Origin of the sequence: Barnesiella viscericola DSM 18177 (assembly GCF_000512915.1) — a bacterium.
In the GTDB taxonomy this organism is placed as follows: domain Bacteria; phylum Bacteroidota; class Bacteroidia; order Bacteroidales; family Barnesiellaceae; genus Barnesiella; species Barnesiella viscericola.
This window is the reverse complement of sequence record NZ_CP007034.1, coordinates 1,260,827-1,279,837: the sequence shown is the minus strand read 5'-3', so window position 1 is coordinate 1,279,837 and position 19,011 is coordinate 1,260,827. Positions and strand designations below refer to the sequence as shown.

14 protein-coding genes are annotated in these 19,011 nt (G+C 57.4%); 8 read left to right on the top strand and 6 right to left on the bottom strand.

What is annotated here, in order from left to right; all coding sequences use genetic code 11:
- Nucleotides 1-7: 7 nt before the first annotated feature.
- The gene (locus BARVI_RS05040) at nt 8-2,290 is read right to left on the bottom strand and encodes a GH92 family glycosyl hydrolase (protein WP_025278188.1); all 2,283 of its coding nucleotides are present in this window, start codon (nt 2,288-2,290) and stop codon (nt 8-10) included.
- Between the two features lie 241 nt (nt 2,291-2,531).
- Here BARVI_RS05040 and ruvX point away from each other — a divergent pair, with 241 nt between their 5' ends.
- From ruvX to BARVI_RS05020, 4 genes are all read left to right on the top strand, one after another.
- Complete coding sequence (ruvX, locus tag BARVI_RS05035; RefSeq protein WP_025278187.1) at nt 2,532-2,948, top strand: Holliday junction resolvase RuvX; 417 nt, start codon at nt 2,532-2,534, stop codon at nt 2,946-2,948.
- Between the two features lie 3 nt (nt 2,949-2,951).
- The gene (gene def / locus BARVI_RS05030) at nt 2,952-3,518 is read left to right on the top strand and encodes a peptide deformylase (RefSeq protein ID WP_025278186.1); all 567 of its coding nucleotides are present in this window, start codon (nt 2,952-2,954) and stop codon (nt 3,516-3,518) included.
- Between the two features lie 33 nt (nt 3,519-3,551).
- Entirely contained in the window at nt 3,552-5,237 is a 1,686-nt protein-coding gene (gene ettA, locus BARVI_RS05025) for an energy-dependent translational throttle protein EttA (protein ID WP_025278185.1), read from the top strand.
- A gap of 172 nt (nt 5,238-5,409) precedes the next feature.
- Nucleotides 5,410-5,832, top strand: a complete 423-nt coding sequence (locus BARVI_RS05020; protein WP_025278184.1) for a hypothetical protein — start codon at nt 5,410-5,412, stop codon at nt 5,830-5,832.
- A gap of 233 nt (nt 5,833-6,065) precedes the next feature.
- On the opposite strand, the gene BARVI_RS05015 is transcribed toward BARVI_RS05020, so the two are convergent.
- The 3 genes from BARVI_RS05015 to BARVI_RS05005 are packed head-to-tail and all read right to left on the bottom strand — an operon-like array spanning nt 6,066 to nt 9,636.
- The gene (locus BARVI_RS05015) at nt 6,066-7,247 is read right to left on the bottom strand and encodes a D-alanine--D-alanine ligase family protein (RefSeq protein ID WP_025278183.1); all 1,182 of its coding nucleotides are present in this window, start codon (nt 7,245-7,247) and stop codon (nt 6,066-6,068) included.
- A gap of 50 nt (nt 7,248-7,297) precedes the next feature.
- Entirely contained in the window at nt 7,298-8,860 is a 1,563-nt protein-coding gene (locus BARVI_RS05010) for a UDP-N-acetylmuramoyl-tripeptide--D-alanyl-D-alanine ligase (protein WP_025278182.1), read from the bottom strand.
- Entirely contained in the window at nt 8,857-9,636 is a 780-nt protein-coding gene (locus BARVI_RS05005) for an alpha/beta fold hydrolase (protein ID WP_025278181.1), read from the bottom strand. Before BARVI_RS05005 ends, BARVI_RS05010 begins: the two co-directional genes overlap by 4 nt.
- A 224-nt stretch (nt 9,637-9,860) precedes the next feature.
- Here BARVI_RS05005 and ligA point away from each other — a divergent pair, with 224 nt between their 5' ends.
- The 4 genes from ligA (at nt 9,861) to BARVI_RS04985 (ending at nt 16,647) form a co-directional block, all read left to right on the top strand.
- On the top strand, nt 9,861-11,864 hold the full coding sequence (gene ligA / locus BARVI_RS05000) for an NAD-dependent DNA ligase LigA (protein ID WP_025278180.1): 2,004 nt from the start codon (nt 9,861-9,863) through the stop codon (nt 11,862-11,864).
- 26 nt (nt 11,865-11,890) lie between these two features.
- Nucleotides 11,891-12,472, top strand: coding sequence for a DUF6913 domain-containing protein (locus BARVI_RS04995; protein ID WP_025278179.1), 582 nt, complete (start codon nt 11,891-11,893; stop codon nt 12,470-12,472).
- A 33-nt stretch (nt 12,473-12,505) separates the two neighbouring features.
- Nucleotides 12,506-13,399: a 4-hydroxy-tetrahydrodipicolinate synthase gene (gene dapA / locus BARVI_RS04990; RefSeq protein ID WP_025278178.1), complete on the top strand. Its 894-nt coding sequence runs from the start codon at nt 12,506-12,508 to the stop codon at nt 13,397-13,399.
- Nucleotides 13,400-13,662: 263 nt separating this feature from the next.
- Nucleotides 13,663-16,647, top strand: coding sequence for a DEAD/DEAH box helicase (locus BARVI_RS04985; protein WP_025278177.1), 2,985 nt, complete (start codon nt 13,663-13,665; stop codon nt 16,645-16,647).
- Nucleotides 16,648-16,751: 104 nt separating this feature from the next.
- Here the strand turns inward: BARVI_RS04985 and BARVI_RS04980 are convergent, their stop codons facing one another.
- Entirely contained in the window at nt 16,752-17,162 is a 411-nt protein-coding gene (locus BARVI_RS04980) for a hypothetical protein (RefSeq protein ID WP_157232539.1), read from the bottom strand.
- Between the two features lie 26 nt (nt 17,163-17,188).
- The gene (locus tag BARVI_RS04975) at nt 17,189-18,883 is read right to left on the bottom strand and encodes a S1 family peptidase (RefSeq protein WP_084546997.1); all 1,695 of its coding nucleotides are present in this window, start codon (nt 18,881-18,883) and stop codon (nt 17,189-17,191) included.
- Nucleotides 18,884-19,011 lie beyond the last annotated feature (128 nt).

Genomic DNA, 19,011 nt, shown 5'->3' with positions numbered 1-19,011 from the left:
GTCGGTATCATTCCATCTCCAAGGAGAAGGAGTAGGGGGCATCGCCGGGCTCGGTACCCCGCTTGCGGTTGGGCTTCGAGTCCATGACAAACTGTATGCGCCCGCCCTGGGTAAGCATTTCATGAGTCAGGTAGTTGCGGGTATAGCTCTTGCCATTGAGCTTCATCGAGCGGATATAGGGTGTGGTATCACAGTTGTTGTCGGCCTCGATGAGGAGCGATTTCCCGTTCTCCAAGTGCAAGGTTGCCTTTTGGAAAAGCGGGGCTCCCAGCACATACTGGTCGGTACCCGGGCACACCGGGTAGAAACCCAGTGCCGAGAAGATGTACCAGGCCGAGGTCTGGCCGTTGTCCTCGTCGCCGCAATAGCCGTCGGGGGTGGCGGCATAGAGTTTGTGCATGATGTTGCGCACGTGATGTTGCGCCTTCCAGGGCTCGCCCGAGTAGTTGTAGAGGTAGACCAGGTGTTGTATGGGTTGGTTGCCGTGGGCATACTGGCCCATGTTCATCACCTGCATCTCGCGCATCTCGTGAATCATGTCGCGGCTATCCATTCCCAGATAGCTGGGTATGACAAAGACCGAGTCCATCATGTGGTTGAAGGCCGGGCGTCCACCCATCAGGTCGATGAGCCCTTGCGGGTCGTGGAAGACACAGAAGCTCCAATGCCAGCTGTTCCCTTCGCAGAAGTCATTGCTCCAGTCGGTCGCCCGGAAGTCGGGGTTGAAGTTCCCCCGGTCGTCGCGTCCCACCATGAGTTGCTCTTGGGGATTATAGACGTTGCGGTAGTTGAGGCTGCGCTGCTTGTAGATGCCGATTTCGCTCTCGGGTCGGCCCAGTTGCTTACCCAGTGTGTAGATGCACCAGTCGTTGTAGGCATATTCGAGCGTGCGGGCCACGCTCTGTCCCACCAGGTTGCTGGGTACATAGCCCAGGCGGTTGTAGGCATCGAAAGCCACCCGACCCGAGGCCGACCCTTCGAGTTGGGCGTTGGCGCCGTGTTTCACCGCTTCCCACAGTTTGTCGATGTCGTGGCCGCGGATTCCTTTGACGTAGGCATCGGTTACAATTGAAGCCGAGTTGTTGCCGATCATGCAGTCGCGGTGCCCCGGGCTGGCCCATTCGGGCAGGAATCCGCTCTCGCGATAGGCGTTGACCAGTCCCTCCTGCATCTTCTTGTTCATCGAGGGGTAGACGAGGTTGAGCAGGGGGAAGAGCGAACGGAAGGTGTCCCAGAAACCAGTATCGGTAAATAGGTAGCCGGGCAGTACCTGGCCGTTGTAGGGGCTGTAATGGACGGCCCGACCCACGGCGTCGATTTCGTAGAACGTGCGGGGGAAGAGCACTGAACGGTAGAGGCAGGAGTAGAAGGTGCGCAGGTTGTCGGGATTGGGGTCTTCGATTTCGATGCGCGAGAGCACCTTGTTCCAGCGGGCTTTCCCCTGTTTCACCAGTCGGTCAAAGTTGCCGTTGCCCAGTTCCTTCAAGTTCAGTTCGGCCTGTTCTATGCTGATAAAAGATGAGGCCACCCGGGCGTGAACCTTCTCGCCCCGCTGGGTCGAGAAACCCACGATGGCTCCGGTGTGATTGCCTTGCGCTTCGGTCTGGCCCGTTTTGATGGCGTTGTCGAGGGCCACGGCCGTAGTCTGGAAGGGTTTGTCGAAGACGATGACAAAATAGTTTCTGAAATTTTCGGGAACCCCGCCCGAGTTGCGGGTCGAGTAACCGATGATTTTCTTCTCTTCGGGAATGATTCGTACCGAAGAACCCCGGTCGAAAGCGTCAATCACCACATACGAATTTTCCCCCTCGGGGAAGGTAAAGCGGAAGAGTGCCGCCCGGTCGGTCACGGTCATCTCGGTTGTCACGTCGTGGTCGGCCAGGTAGACCTTATAGTAGTAAGGTTTGGCCACCTCGGCCTTGTGCGAGAACCAACTGGCCCGTTGGTCCTGGTCGAAGACTCTGCTGCCCGTTACCGGCATGAGCGAAAATTGACCGTAGTCGTTCATCCAGGGGCTGGGCTGGTGTGTCTGCTTGAAACCCTTGATTTTGTCGGCCGTGTAGGTATAGGTCCACCCGTCGCCCAGGTCGCCGGTCTGCGGGGTCCAGAAGTTCATGCCCCACGGCATGGCGATGGCCGGGTAGGTATTGCCGGTCGAGAGTTCGAATTTCGATTGCGTGCCCACCAGCGGGTTCACATAGTCGACGGGCGAGAATTTTGCGAAGAGCGGAAGCCCGTATAGCATAGCACCAATTAGAAATAAATGACGATGGATTGAGTGTCGTTTCATGGTATTTGAATCCTGTTTCTACAAAGATAGTGAAAGGCGAGAGCCGTGGCAAACGAAAACGGTGTTTTCAAGTTTGACAAGGCCGAGCCGACTCCTATCTTCTACAAAGATAGAAAAAGACGAAAGGAGAGACAAATGAAAACGTAGCTTTTTTAGGAGTCCCCGGGTGAGAGTCCGAAATAAGTCGAAGCATCGTGTAAATTTGTCAAATCGCGTGTAAATAGCTATCTTTGCCCAGTATATGGCAAGGATACTTTCGATAGATTATGGCAAGAAGCGCACAGGCATAGCCGTGACCGACCCGTTGCAGATTATCGCCAACGGCTTGACCACCGTTGCTTCGTCGCAGCTCATCGAGTTCCTCACGCAATACATGCAGCGCGAGGAGGTCGAGCGCATCGTGGTGGGGCTGCCCCGGCAGATGAACAACGAGCCCTCGGAGAACATGCGCTATATCACCCCCTTTGTCAACCGGTTCAAGAAACTGTTTCCGCAGGTACCCGTCGAGTTTTTCGACGAGCGGTTCACCTCGGTGCTGGCCCATCGGGCCATGCTCGACGGAGGCCTCTCCAAGATGGCCCGCCGCAACAAGGAGCTGGTCGACGAGATAAGTGCTACGATTATCCTCAAAGATTATTTGGAAAGTAAAAAACGATAAGATATGGTACTACCTGTTTACCTGTACGGACACCCCGTAATTCGTAAGGAGACCGAAGAGATCGATGCTTCTTACCCCCAGCTCAAAGAGCTGATTGCGAACATGTATGAGACGATGTATGCCGCCGACGGCATCGGACTGGCAGCTCCGCAAATAGGGCTCTCGATACGCGTGATTGTCATCGACGCCAGCCCCATGGCCGAATACTTCCCCGATTGTGAAGGCAAGAAACTCACCCTCATCAATCCCGAGTTCGAAGTACTCGAAGACGGCCGCAAGGAGACCCGTGAGGAGGGGTGCCTCAGCCTGCCCGGTATTCACGAGCCGGTGCCTCGCATCGAAAAGATTCATTTGAAATGGCTCGACGAGGATTTCGTGGCCCACGACGAGGTCATCGAAGGTTATCTGTCGCGGGTGGTGCAACACGAATACGACCACTTGGAGGGCAAGGTCTTCATCGATCGTATCTCGCCCATTCGCAAGCAGCTCATCAAGTCGAAGCTGGTCAACATCATCAAGGGCCGCGTGCGCTGCGACTACCGGGTGAAAGCGACACCCACCAAAAAATAACACTCCATTCACAATCTTTTTATCAGCTTTTATATGGCCGACGACAAGAAAGTTATATTCTCGATGGTGGGCGTGAGCAAGATGTTTCCGCCTCACAAACAAGTATTGAAAGACATTTATCTCTCGTTTTTCTATGGAGCGAAGATCGGAATCATCGGTCTCAACGGCTCGGGAAAATCGACCTTGCTGAAAATTATCGCCGGAGTTGAAAAATCGTATCAGGGTGAGGTCGTATTCTCGCCGGGTTACTCGGTGGGCTACCTCGAACAGGAGCCCAAGCTCGATCCCGAAAAGACGGTGAAAGAGGTGGTGCAGGAGGGCGTGCAGCCTATCCTCGACCTGCTGGCCGAGTATGAAAAGGTGAACGAGTCGTTCGGCGACCCCGAGGTGCTCGAAGACCCCGACAAGATGGAGGCCCTCATGGCTCGTCAGGCCGAGTTGCAGGACCACATCGACGCCTCCGACGCCTGGAATATCGACAACAAGCTGGAACAGGCGATGGACGCGCTGCGCTGTCCGCCCGAAGACCAGTTGGTGAAATACCTCTCGGGGGGTGAACGTCGCCGGGTGGCTCTCTGCCGGCTGCTGTTGCAACAGCCCGACATTCTGCTGCTCGACGAGCCTACCAACCACCTCGACGCCGAGTCGATCGACTGGCTCGAACAGCATCTGCACCAGTATCCCGGCACGGTGATTGCCATCACCCACGACCGCTACTTCCTCGACCACGTGGCCGGCTGGATTCTCGAACTCGACCGTGGCGAAGGCATTCCCTGGCAGGGCAACTACACCTCGTGGCTCGAACAGAAGACCCGTCGCATGGAGATGGAGGAGAAGCAGGCCAGCAAGCGCCGCAAGACCCTCGAACGCGAGTTGGAGTGGGTGCGCATGGCCCCCAAGGCCCGTCAGTCGAAGGGTAAGGCCCGTCTGAACTCCTACGACAAGCTGTTGAACGAAGACCAGAAGGAGCGCGAGGAGAAGCTCGAAATCTTTATCCCTAACGGTCCCCGTCTGGGCAACAAGGTAATCGAGGCGCACGGCGTGGCCAAGGCCTATGGCGACAAACTGCTCTTCGACAATCTCGACTTTGTGCTGCCGCCCAACGGCATTGTGGGGGTAATCGGTCCCAACGGAGCCGGCAAGACCACCCTCTTCAAGCTCATCATGGGGCAGGAGCAGTGCGACAAGGGCTCGTTCGAGGTGGGCGAGACGGTCAAGATTGCCTACGTCGACCAGACCCACAAGGATATAGACCCGGCCAAGACTGTCTATCAAGTGGTGTCGGGCGGTCTCGATACCTTCCGCATGGGCGGCCGCGACATGAATGCCCGGGCCTACCTGTCGCGCTTCAACTTCACGGGAGCCGACCAGGAGAAACTCATCGGGGTGCTCTCGGGTGGAGAGCGCAACCGGCTGCACCTGGCCATGGCCCTGAAAGAGGAGGGCAACGTGCTGCTGCTCGACGAACCTACCAACGATATCGACGTGAATACGTTGCGGGCACTGGAAGAGGGTCTCGAAAACTTTGCCGGGTGTGCCGTGGTCATCTCGCATGACCGCTGGTTCCTCGACCGCATCTGTACCCATATCCTCGCCTTCGAAGGCGACTCGAAGGTTTTCTTCTTCGAAGGTTCCTACTCCGAGTACGAGGAAAACAAGAAGAAACGGCTGGGCGATGTGGAGCCCCATCGGGTGCGCTATCGCAAGTTCATGGCGTGAGATATGACGATACAAAGAAAAGATAAGATTGCGGCGGACCGTAGGGACCGCCGCAATTCGTTTGCAGCCGTTTGACCGGGCGGTTCGTCGAGACAATAGGCCCTTATGTCTAAACTATTTTCAACCGTCGCATATTCGATGTTTCTTTGTAGCAGAGAAAAAGAAGAAGACGATGAAGAGTCGATTGCAGATAGGTGTTTGGCTGGTGGCCTTGTCGGGATTGCTGACAACCGTGTGGGCTGCCGACGCTCCGCTCAAATCGTACAAGGATATACCTTCGCCCGAGGGGAACGCCCGTCGCATCACCGAGGTGATGCGTACCGAACTGGGGCTGAGTGAGAAGCAGTATAAGAAAGTCTACAAGATACAACTTGAAGAGCAAAAGAAGATTTTCAAGTATCGGCCCATGCCGCAGAGGGGAGAAAGTGGAAGAGAGCAGGCCCGACCCCGAGAAGGTGGCCAAGGAGCTGGACAAGGCCGCACAGAAGCGCGACAAGAAGTTGAAAAAGGCGCTCGACAATTCGCAATATGCTCGCTGGAAAGCGATGGAAGAGGAGGTATTGAGACCCTACCTTTTCAAGCCGGAGCCGGGTAAGCCCGGGCCGGGCGGACCGGAACCGAAGGAAAACGACATTTTCTCTCTATAAATAGGTATTGTGTTTTTTGGTATTCAATGTAATTAAAAACTCCCGGGGTGATGAGTGTTGCACCTCGGGAGTTTTTGTGTGGAGAGAGGCATCTTTTTAGGGTATCTATGATTTGGGGGCATACCGGCAATCAGCCGGTATGCCCCCAAATCATGTATCAACCGAGTTTCGGTCGTCTCTCTTACTTCGCCCCCATCTTGCCGCCTTTGAGGCCCTTGCCCAGGTTGAAGATGTTCTGGTCGTAGCTGACGGTCTTCATGGCCGACTCGCGTTTGCGTTTGAGGGCGAGGTCGACCAGCCGGTCCATGAGTTGGTCGAAGGGGATACCCGATGCCTCCCACAGGTAGAACGAGAGGGAGCCGGGAATGGTGTTGATTTCGTTTACGTAGATGTTGCCGCTCTTGCCGTCGATCATGAAGTCGACGCGGGCCACGCCGTGGCACGAGAGTACCCGGAAGGTCTCGCCGGCCAGGAACTGCACGCGGGCGGTCTCCTCGGGGGTGAGGTCGGCGGGGATACGTTTTTGGGTGGCCTGCATGCCCTTGTTCGATTTGCCGCCTCCCATATATTTATCTTCGTAGGTGAGAATGTCGCCGCTCTTGATGGGCTCCTCGCACACCGAGGTGCGGTAGTCGTCGCAGTCGCCCAGTACCGAGCAGTTGATCTCTTTCAGCTCCTCGACCATATCCTCGATGACGATGCGGGTCGAGTATTTCTCGGCCACGTCGATTTTGGCGATGAGCTCTTCGCGGTTGTCGGCGTGCGAGATACCCACGCTCGAACCCAGGTTGGCCGGCTTTACGATGACGGGGTAGCCAAGGCGGGTCTCAATCTCCTCGATAAGCTGGTCGCGCTGGGCAAACCACTGCTTGTCGGTGAACCACACGTAGTCGACAATGGGGATTCCGCTCTGCTGCATGATCATCTTCATGGTGATTTTGTCCATGCCGTTAGCCGAGGCCAGGGTGTTGCAACCGGCATAGGGAATGCCGATGGATTCGAGCACGCCCTCGAAGATGCCGTCCTCGCCGTTGCTGCCGTGCAGCACAGGCACGACTACGTCGAGCTTGGCCCACACGTTGCTCCCGAAGAGGGGCTTTTTCTTGCGGTAGACGTTGTAGTCGCCATATTCGGGAATCATGTAGACCTCGGTACACATCTTTTGCAGGGCGGCCATGTCGCGGTAGTTCTTCACCGTGAGCAGGGCGTCGCCGCTGAACCAGCGACCCTGCTTGGTGATGTATATGGGTATGATTTCATATTTATCCTTGTTAAAGGCATTGATGGCTTGTAAAGCCGAGATAACGGAGATTTCGTGCTCGGTCGAGCGGCCTCCGAAAAAAACACCAACGGTAGTTTTCATAATCTTTCTGTGATAAACTGTATTGCTTGTTTTGTGATAATAATCGGGTTTTACTTGAAGGTATCGGGCAGGTCGTTCTCATAGAGGACGGTGTCGCCGGCCTCGGCTACCTGGGCCAGCCGGGCCTGTGCCTCGGCAAAGGAGTCGGCCACGAAGAGCTTCTCCTCGGGGTATCCGGCCTCCTGCAACCCCGACAGAATGGAGTCGCGGTTGTAGCGGCCTACCACCATCACGTAGTCGCAGGCGGTGGCCAGTTGACGGCCCAGCGTGCGGTTGTACTCCACCTGTTTGTCGCCCAACTCGATCATGCCCGGGGTGATGGCGATACGTTTGCCCTGCGTCATGCGGCGCAGCACGTCGAGTGCCATGCGGGCCCCGTCGGGGTTGGAGTTGAAGGCGTCGTCGATAATCGAGATGCCGCCCGGCGTGCGTTTCATGTTCAGGCGGTGCTCCACCTGCTCGATGCGGCTCACGCCGTATTGTATCGACGACACGGGCACTTGCAGGTGTCGGGCCACGATGACGGCGGCCATGAGGTTCGACAGGTTGCACTCGCCGATGAGTTTCGTGCTCAGTTCGATGCGTTCGCCACCTCCGACCACGGTGAATCGGGTGGCATCGCTGTCGTAGCGAATGTCCTCGATGTGGTAGTCGGCGCCGGTGTCGGCGATGGTGTAGCGTTTCACCGGCACGTTGTCTACGGGGCGGTTGGCAATGTAGGGGAAGTCGTTGTTGACCACGGCAAAGCCCGAGGCGGGCAGGGCGTCGACCAGCTCGAACTTGGTGCGCTGCACGTTCTCGATGCTCTTGAACGATTCGAGGTGCTGTTCGCCCACGGCGGTGATGATGCCTATCTGGGGATTCACCAGGTCGCAGATCTCCTTGATGTCGCCGATTTGCTTGGCACCCATCTCGCAGATGAATACGTTGTGGTAGGGTTTCATCTGCTCGCGCACGGTGCGGATAACCCCCATGGGGGTGTTGAAACTGCCGGGCGTCATCAGCACGTTATACCGCTCGCACAAGATGCGGTAGAGGTAGTGCTTGGTACTGGTCTTGCCGTAGCTGCCGGTGATGCCGATGACGGTGAGCCCGGGCATCTGGGCGAGTATCTGTTTGGCTTCGTTGTAGTATTTGCGGTTGATTTGTCGCTCGACCGGCTGCATCAGCACGTTGGCCGCCATCATGAGGTAGGGAGCCAGTATGGCGAGCGCCAGCAGCGCGCGGCTGCCATTGTTGAGTGTGGTGAGCCCGGCAGCCAGCCCGGCAATGAGCAGGGTGAGTACCAGAGCCGTGAGGTAGAGGCGGGTAGCCCGGCGGGTAAATACCAGCGGCTTCTTGTATTTGGTTTTCAATCGGTTCACGCTCTTGTAGAACACGACCGTGATGGTGACAATCTGTACGAACACCGGCAGGAAGCTGGTCGAGAGCAACAAGAGCAGGAACAGGTCGACGAGCCGCGATACCGAGGCGAACGATTCGCCTTTGAGCCACCGGTTGTAGCGGTCGTTGCGGTAGGTGTTCTGCTGCATCATCTGCAACTGAAACTTGATTTCGATGGCGGTGTAGAACAGCAACGCGAGAAAGGTGATGATGGGGAGTATCAGATTCATGATTTTTGTTTTATATCGGGCTGTAAGAAGTTTTGTACCACGGCGTTGAACTCATAGGGCTTGTCGAGGAAGCTGTAATGGCCGGCATCGTCGAAGGCCACGAGTCCGGCATCGGGAATGAGGCGTTCCATCGTGCGGGCGTCGCGCAGGGGAGTGGCGGTGTCGTTCTTCCCCCAGATGAGCAGCACGGGGCAGGCGATGCGGGGCATCACCGCTTTGAGGTCCTCGTTGACCACCTTGACCAGAATGTTGCGCATCATGCCGGTGAGGGCGTTGTAGTCGGCCGACCCCGATTTGCGGCGGTAGGCCTCGATGGTCTCGTCGGCCCGCTTGCGGCCCACGACGAGCGGCAGCAGCCGTTTCCACAACTTGAACGAGTAGACCTTCACGTAGTATTTGAGCGGGCGGCGGGGTTTCACGCCGGCGGCATCGACCAGAATCACTTTGTGAGTGGCATTGCGCGAGGCATAGAGTATCGATACCCGGCCGCCGAACGAGTGGCCGATGAGTATGGGACGCTCTATCGACTCGGCCTTGACAAAGGCTTCGAGCAGACGGGTGTACTCCTCCACGCCCCACACGGCGGGCGGTGTGCTGCTGCCGCCGAATCCCGGGAAGTCGAGGTTGTAGACCTTGAAGTGGGGGGCCAGCAGCCGTTCGATCGAGGCGACGGTGGTGTGGTTGCACCCCCACCCGTGCATGAGTATCACGGGATAGCCTTCGCCCTCGACGTTGTACTGCAACGTCACGCCACACAAATTTTTGGTTTGCAGCATTTTTTTACGCTTGATGATTTTACCCGCAAAGATACGTTATTTATGGCTATCGGCGTATAACATTCTTGCCAAATTATGGCCGGTTTTTGGGGCAAAATCTCTATATTTGTAGTGCGTAGCGGCCGGACAGGGCCGGGTGTGGCCCGGAGTGACTCCGCTTTTTCTTGTGTGGGCCGACGGCTGCTCCCGCTATGACCGTAATTTTCAAAAACCGATTTGCTTACATGGAATCTCCCCAGGAAAAGATAGCGCGCTTGCGCAAGGAGCTCGACGAGCACAACTACAACTACTATGTGTTGAATGCCCCGACCATCGACGACCGTACCTTCGACGAGATGATGCACGAACTGCAACGGCTCGAAGAGGCCTACCCCCAGTATTTCGACCCCAACTCGCCCACGCAGCGGGTGGGCAACGACATCAACCAGTCTTTTACGCAGGTCGAGCACCGTTACCCCATGTTGTCGCTGAGCAACACCTATTCGATTGAAGAGGTGGCCGCCTTTTACGATCGGGTTCGTTCGGGGCTGATGGGCGAGGAGTTTGAGCTGGTGGGCGAACTGAAATTCGACGGCACCTCCATCTCGCTCATCTACGAGCACGGACGGCTGGTGCAGGCCGTGACCCGGGGCGACGGTACCCGGGGCGACGATGTGACCGAGAATGTGAAGACCATTCGCAGCATTCCCCTGCAACTGCGGGGTAATGACTACCCCGACTCGTTTGAGATTCGGGGCGAGATACTCATGCCCTGGGCCGTGTTCGAGGCGCTCAACAAGGAGCGCGAGGAGCAGGAGGAACCCCTTTTTGCCAACCCCCGCAATGCGGCGGCCGGTACCCTCAAATCGCAGAATTCGGCCGTGGTGGCTGCCCGGGGGCTCGATGCCTATCTCTACTACCTGCTGGGCGAGAATCTGCCGGCCGATACCCACTACGAGAATCTGCAACGGGCCCGCGCGTGGGGCTTCAAGATATCCGATGCCATGCGCATTCTCCACTCGGTCGACGAGGTGCGGGAGTATATCGCCTATTGGGACACCGAACGCAAGCATCTGCCGGTGGCAACCGACGGCATGGTATTCAAGGTCAACTCGCTGCGGCAGCAGAAGAACCTGGGCTACACGGCCAAGTCGCCCCGTTGGGCCATCGCCTACAAGTTCCAGGCCGAGCAGGCGCTCACGCGGCTCAACTCGGTGTCGTTCCAGGTAGGGCGCACGGGCACCGTCACCCCGGTGGCCAATCTCGACCCGGTGTTGCTATCGGGCACGATTGTCAAGCGGGCCACCCTGCACAACGAAGACTTTATGAACGCCCTCGACCTGCACATAGGCGATATGGTCTATATCGAGAAGGGGGGTGAAATCATACCCAAGATTACCTCGGTCGACACCTCGGCCCGCCTGCTGGTGGGCGAGAAGGTGCGCTTCATACGCAATTGTCCCGAATGTGGCACGCCGCTGAAACGCATTGAGGGCGAGGCGGCCTGGTTCTGTCCCAACGAAAAGGGGTGCCCGCCCCAAATCAAGGGTCGCATCGAGCACTACATCAGCCGCCGGGCGATGAATATCGACGGCATCGGCAGCGAGACGGTCAACCTCTTCTACAACGCCGGGCTGGTGAAAGATGTGGCCGACCTTTATACCTTGCAGGCTCCGGCCATTGCCGCGCTGGAACGGCTGGGTGAACGCTCGGCCCAGAACATTGTCGACGCCGTGCGCAAGTCGTGCGAGGTACCCTTCGAGCGGGTGCTCTTTGCCCTGGGTATACGCTATGTGGGCGAAACGGTGGCCAAGAAACTGGCGCTGGCCTTGCACTCAATCGACCGGCTGCGCGAGGCTTCGGTCGAGGAGCTTACCCGAATCGGCGACATCGGCGAGCGCATTGCCCAAAGCGTGGTGGCCTACTTTGCCGACGCCGACAACCTGCGCCTGGTCGAGCGGCTGCGCGGCTATGGCGTGCAGATGCAGGTGACCGAGGAGCGCCTCTCGGAGCGTACCGACAAGCTGGCCGGGGCCACGATTGTCATCAGCGGCACCTTTACCCACCACTCCCGCGACGAATACAAGGCACTTATCGAGCAGCACGGCGGGGTGAACACCGGCTCGGTATCGGGCAAGACCACCTATATCCTGGCCGGTGAGAACATGGGGCCGGCCAAGCTCGAAAAGGCTCGGAAACTGGGCGTACGCATTCTCTCGGAAGATGAGTTTTTGGAGATGATTCGATAACCCCTGATTGCTAAATAGATTGCGTTATGTGTCTTTCGTTTATTACCGCCTGGCGTCTGAGACGCCAGTTGAAGCGTCCCGCTCCGGAGCAGTTCCGGGCCTTCGACGATGCCGGTCGAGTGGTGTTGCTTGCCCAGAGCCGGGAGTTGTCGTCACTGCTGCCTGGAATCCAGGAGTTGGCCGATGCCGGCATCAAAATCACGCTGGTCGTGGAGATACACCACTCGAAAGAGGTGCTGCCGGCAACGCTGCCGGGCTGTCAACCCATCTTGCGGCTGCGCACCTCGTGGTGGTGGAACCGACCCTCCCGTCAGTTCCTCGCGAGCTTCGATGCCCACGACGGCGATGTGCTCATCGACGCATCGACCACCCCCTCGCTGCCGCTCCTCTGTCTGGCCGTGCGCTCCCGGGCCAGCTTCAAGATAGGTGTGGCCAAGGGCGAAGAAAATCCGTTTCATTTACAGATACTTATGCCCGATTCTTCCGGGGCAGGACACCCCGATGGCGGGGTTTCGCCCGCAGCCGGAACCCCGCTCGATGCAGGCGGTTTGTTAAAGAATGCGCTTTTTTATTGGAAGAAAATTGGCGTAAAAGAGAATAATCTGTAATTTTGGAAGCGGAAACAAATAGAGGGTAGAAATATGGCAAGAATCAATTTAAGCGGAATGGGTGTGGCACTTATCACGCCGTTCAAGGAAGACGAGAGCATCGACTTCGAGGCCCTTTCCCGACTGATTGAATATCTGATACAAAACGGTACCGACTACCTGGTGGTACTGGGCACCACGGCCGAGACTCCCACCCTCACCGAGGAGGAGAAGGCCGAGATCAAACGCTTTGTCGTAGAGCGTGTTAGAGGCCGCATTCCCCTGGTATTGGGGTTGGGTGGCAACAACACGCGCGGCATCGTGGAGCATTTGAAACACGACGATTTCACGGGCTATGACGCCATTCTGTCGGTAGTCCCCTATTACAACAAACCTTCGCAAGAGGGCATCTATCAGCATTACAGCACCATCGCACAAGCCTCGCGGCTGCCGGTCATTCTCTATAATGTGCCGGGACGTACCGGCGTGAACATGAGTGCCGAGACTACGCTGCGGTTGGCCAAGGAGTATCCCAACATTGTAGCCATCAAGGAGGCCTCGGGCAACATCACGCAGATGGACGACATCATCAAGAACAAGCCCGCCGACTTCATGGTCATCTCGGGCGACGACGGTATCACCTTCCCGCTGCTCACATTGGGGGCGGTCGGTGTCATCTCGGTGATCGGCAACGCCTTCCCCAAGGAGTTCAGCAAGATGGTGCGCCTGGCGCTCAACGGCGATTTCAAGAACGCCCTGCCCATACACCACCGCTTTACCGAACTGTTCAGCCTGCTCTTCGTCGACGGCAACCCCGCCGGTGTGAAGTGTCTGCTCAACGCCATGGGCTACATCGAGAACAAACTGCGTCTGCCGCTCGTGCCCACGCGCATCACCACCTACGAAAAGATACGCGCCGTGCTGCAAAGTCTGCACTATATTCCCTGATGCCAGCGAGAGGGGGGCGGTGTGAACAAGCCCGCTTTTTCTCCGTCGTGGAGAGATGACAGTGAATATGTAATTCCTTTCATATATAGAGCGCGACCCATTGCGGGTTGCGCTTTTTTTGTTCTGTTACCTTCCTGTAAGCAGCGATTGTTCTGTATATCGATGCGGGATTTCTTGTATTTCTCCTCACAAATCTCTCTCCGTTTATTTGGGGCGCTGGCGGCGATTGGGTATTTTTGTAGGAGAAAGTGAAGAGAGTGCCGATGAATTATCCCGAAGAAGCGTATGAATTTGACCCGTTGCGTCGCATCGGGGCCGAGGTGGTGAGCCTCGACGAGGAGGGGCTGCGGGTACGTCTCGACGATCCGGACCTGCCGGCCGAGATGCGGGTGATTGTGCACCGGGCCGGAGTGAACGGCGAGTTTGACGAGACGCTGCGTCTGGTCGAGCCCGGCTCGCGGCTGAATCTGGTCGACGTGGCGGTCGTGGGCGATGCCCTGCTGCCGCACTATCTGGTTTTGGAGCCCGACTATCTGGTCGATGTGAGTGCGCTGGCCGAGTGTGTGCAGGAGTATGGGGCGGGCTGGCAACGTTACTTCTGGAACCGCATACGCCCCAAGGCGGTGACCGACTCCATTCTGCTGGGTAACTCGGTGAACCTCATGTTTGACGAACTGGTGACGGCCGACGATTGCCATGCCGTTACTTTCGAGTCGTTGATGCCCAAGCTGTTTGCCCGTTACCCGATCGAGTTTGCCGCGGCCTCCTCGATAGACCGTTCGTTTTTTCAGACCCTACGACGCCAGTTCGATACCCTGCAATACTTGATGGAGACGCTGCTCCCGGCCCGGGCGATAGACCGTCGCCGGGCGATGGTCGAGCCTTCGTTCGTGTGCGAGGCGCTGGGGTTGCAGGGGCGTCTCGACTTTCTGCAACGCGAGGGCGGGCTGTGCGGTATCGAGTTGAAGGCGGGCCGTCCTCCTTTCCCCGAGGAGAATCTCACGAAGATTGCCCCGTCGCATCGGGTGCAGTCGCTGCTGTACCAGTTGATGATGCAGAGTGTGCTGGGGGTGAGGCTCGACGAACAGCGTTTCTATCTGCTCTATGCCCGCAGCCGGTACTCCGACGGGTTGCTGCGTCCGGTGAAATCCGAACCCGGCGAGTTGCGTGCAATCTTGAACCTGCGTAACCAAATCGTGGCGGCCGAGCGCGACGTAGCCCGCTATGGTGCCCCGCAGGCCGAGTGGCTCATGGGTCAGCTGAGTGCCGAGAACCTTATACCTTGCCCGAGCCGCTTTACCGACCGGTATATCCGCCCCGAGATACTGCAAGGGCGAGCCCGACTCGAACGTCGTGCCGACAATCTGCTGGCATTGAACTATTTCTATCGTTTCTACGCCTTTGTAGCCCGGGAGCACTACCTGTCGAAAGTGGGCTATGCCTCGGGGTCGGGCATCTCGGGAGCCGCCTCGCTATGGCGCATGTCGCGCAGCGAGAAGGTGCAGGAGGGGTATATGTTCACCGGGTTGAGGCTGGTGCGTAACGACGTCGCGGCCGAGACGCCCGAGGTGGAGTTTGCCCTTGCGGGCGAACGGTTGCTGCCCGATTTCAGAGAGGGCGACATCGTGCTCTTCTACCGTTGCGACAGCGAGGACGACCGGGTGTCGACCAGCCAGATATTCAAGGCGACCGTCGCCACACTCACCCCCGACCGCATCGTGTTGCGTCTGCGCGACAGCCAGCTCTATGCCGGAGCCCTGCCGCCCGATTCGCTCTATGCCGTCGAGCACGACTATGTCGACGCCTCCTTTGCCACGCAATACCGGGGGCTCTATACCCTGCTGGGCGCTTCGCCCCACCGGCGGGGACTGCTGACGGGCGAGGCCGACGAACAGCCCCGGCGCAACGAGTTGCGCCGGCTTACCTACGACTACGACAATTCCCACCTGTCGCGTATCCTTACCAAGGCGGTTCAGGCCGACGACTATTTCCTGCTGGTGGGGCCGCCGGGTACGGGCAAGACCTCGATGGCCTTGCGCCACATGGTGCGTGAGTTCATGGCCATTCCCGGCTGTCAGATTCTGTTGATGGCCTATACCAACCGGGCGGTCGACGAGATTTGCGATAAACTCGATTCCATCGACGAGGTCGACGACTACATGCGGGTGGGGCAGTCCCTCTCGTGCGATGCGGCCTATCGTCCGCATCTGCTCTCGGAGCGCATGAAGTCGTGCCGTAACCGCGAGGAGGTGATTCGGGCCATCGGCGAGTGCCGCATCTTTGTGGCTACCCTCGCGTCGCTCTCGGGCAAGAACGAACTCTTTACCTTGAAGCGGTTCGACGTGGCTATCGTCGACGAGGCTTCGCAGATTCTGGAACCTCAGCTGGTGGGGGTACTCTCGGCCTTGACTCCTACGGGGCGCGATGCGATAGGCAAGTTTATCCTGATAGGCGACCACAAGCAGTTGCCGGCCATCGTGGTGGAGTCGCCCGACGAATCGGCTATCGCCGATGCCCGGTTGCGTGCCGCCGGATTTACCGATTGCCGGGTGTCGCTCTTCGAGCGTCTGTACCGATCGTTGCCCGAGGATTCGCCCTTTGCCGACATGCTCGATTGCCAGTGGCGCATGCACCCCGACATCGCCTCGTTTGCCAACCGCTATTTCTATCGGGGGCTGCTGCACAACGGTACGGCCCGGCACCAGGTATCGCCCCTGCCGTTTACCCGCCACGGCGACGACGAGTGGGAGCAGCTTGTGGCCACGCGTCGCATGGCTTTCCTGCCCACCGTCCGGGTGTGTGCCGGGAAGAAGTACAACGACGAGGAGGCTCGCAAGGTGGCCGAAATCGTACAGGCGCTCTATCGGCTCTACCGGCTCAACGGGCTCACCTTCGACCGAGGGTCGGTGGGCATCATCACCCCCTATCGTCACCAGATAGCCCGCATTCGTCAGGAGCTCGACCGGGCACACGTGGCGGCATTCGACGAGATACGCATCGACACGGTGGAGCGATTTCAGGGGTCGCAGAGCGACTGCATCGTCTACTCTTTCTCGGTCAATGGCGAGCGGCAGTTGGAGTGGCTGCCCAGCTATACCGAGGAGGCGGGCCAGCTCATCGACCGCAAGTTGAATGTGGCATTGACCCGGGCCCGGTGTCAGCTCTTTGTCCTGGGCAACGAATCGTTGTTGTCGCGCAACCCCATCTATCGGCAGTTGGTCGAGTTTCTGGAACAAGCAAAGGAGTAGGGACGAGAAAAGGCTATCCTCCCCTGTTGGAGGGGGATAGAGATAAAAAGAGCCCGACGGGCCTGTTGCCAGCCGGGCTCTCTGTATGGGAGGTGTGACCTTTGTCAGTCGACAGGGGTGGCACTGAGACTCAGGGCCAACGTGCCGCCCACGTACGAGACACTCGCCGTCAGGTTATACTCGGCAGTCGTCTTCTTATAGATGCCATATCCGTTTTCGTCCACGAATCCTGCTGCTTCCAGTTTGGTGCAATAGTTGGTTTTAACCGACTCTTCGCACTCATAATCCATAATGATGTATTGCAACATGCCCATCGTTTCGCTGTACCGGTGGTTTTCCAGTTCACCGTCATAGGCCGGGAAGTTGGCCAGGAACGGATACTCGGCCATCTCCGAGGCCCAGGTTGTTTCGGATAATTGGTCACCCAGATTTCCGTCGTCTTTACTCTTGTCGTCGCAGCCGATTACTGCCAGCATCAGCAGCAACAGCGGGCATAGCCATAAGATTCTTTTCATGATTCTGTTTTTTTATAGGTGGTTAGTTAGAAGCTGACGCCTATCGAGAAAGCCAGTCCCGAGAGCATTTTCGATTTGAGACGGTAGGTCTGGTCGTCGAAGGGTTTCATCTTCTTGCCCAGGTAGCCGATGTTGGCAAATACATAGTTCTGGTAGCCAAACTTGTAGGCGACCTCCACTCCGGCTCCCAGACCGTAGTCGATGCCACTCACGTCGGACCCCAGGTAGAGGCCTCCCATCACCTTGGCATAGGGCACCAGGTAGATGGGGCCGCACTTGACGGGGAGTTGCCCGCCGAGACCGAAATTGATGTCGAAGGCATTTCGCGTGCTGGGTACGACAATCTCGTTCAACCCCTCCCAATCCTTTTTCTCGGTATTGAGTTTCAGGAGCGAGGCGCTGATTTCGTAGGTCATGAAGGTAAGAATGGTGCGCTTGAAGGCTAAGCTGTACGAGAGGTCGAACGCGTTGTTGAGCGGCGAGACGATGCCCAGATAGATCGAGGTGCCGAAGCCGTAGCTCTTGGAGATGCCGTTGGCCTCGATACGGCTGGCCTTGACATTCTCAGCCTCCATCAACCGCCAGCGTCCCTGTTCGAGAGTCCATCGGGTGGTGATGGTCTTATCGCCCGTGGCATAGGTGACATCGGCTGTCTTGTGGATAGAGTCCAGATTGGCAACCGTCGAGAAGGTGTAGTTCTTTCCCGAGAACTGGCGGCAGATGATGTCGGCCAGCCCCACGCGGATACCTTCCAGCGGGCTGCCCTGTTCGAAGCAGGACTCCATGGCTTTGGTAGCCCCATCGGAGGCGGCGAAGACCAAATCGTAGAAGGTGTTGGCCGAGATGTTCGATACATATTGGTACGACACGAAGGGCATCACGGCCTCGTAGGACGATTTCGTGGCTTGGAGCAGCGCCGTGGCTTTTCGGGTCACGTCGGCCTGGGTAAGCAGGGTGTTGGCATCGGTCGGATAGTTCTGGAAGAAATCTTCGATGGCCCGCACCGGTATGGCAAAGTTAGTGTTCTCGCGGTCTACGGCTTTCCAGGTATTGATGCCTATCACGGTAAATCGGTCAGGATTCTGTTCGTTGCGAACGAGCAGCGGTCCGCCCGAGCTGCCGGCATCTACTTGTGCGGTGTGCTGTATCAAGGGGAGCTCTTTGTTGTGGGTCAGCGACTCAATCAGGGCGTTAGCATTCGACACGATGCCTTGTCCCAGTTGCCACGAGGGCTTTTCGGCCAGTGCGGGAAATCCGGCCGTGAATACGGTGGTACCGTCGGTTATGGCTTTATCGGTGATTTCGAGGGTGGGTACTTGTGCCCCTTGGGGAAGGGCGATGAAGGCTATGTCGAAATCGTCGTGCACACCGATGACGGGGCAGTCGGCAAACCGCTTGGAGCTGTTGTCGGGCAGGGAAAATTCGATGTCGACCCATTCGGCTTGTTCCACCACGTGGCGGTTGGTGATGATGTACAGCCGGTTGTCCTGTTTGTTGCGATAGGCAAATCCCGTGCCGAACGAGCCTTTCCCGTAATTTTCGAGAATATCGGCTGCCGAGTAGAAGCCGTCCTTGCGGAGCGATTTGCTGAAATCGGTCAGGAAGGCTTGCGTATTTTCACTGAGTTTGGGGCGAACGATGGCCACCGATTCCCTGAGGTTCTGAGCCGACGCAACTGAGAGCACCGTCAACGCCAGAAGAGACAAAGTCCATTTTTTCATGGTACGTGTTTTTACTATATATGATGGTATTTTCACAAAGATAGGAATTTATGGCGATTAAACGGCCTATTACAGGCGTAAATGTGCTTTTAATAATATTAGACGAATCGTTTCAAAGAACTTCTGTA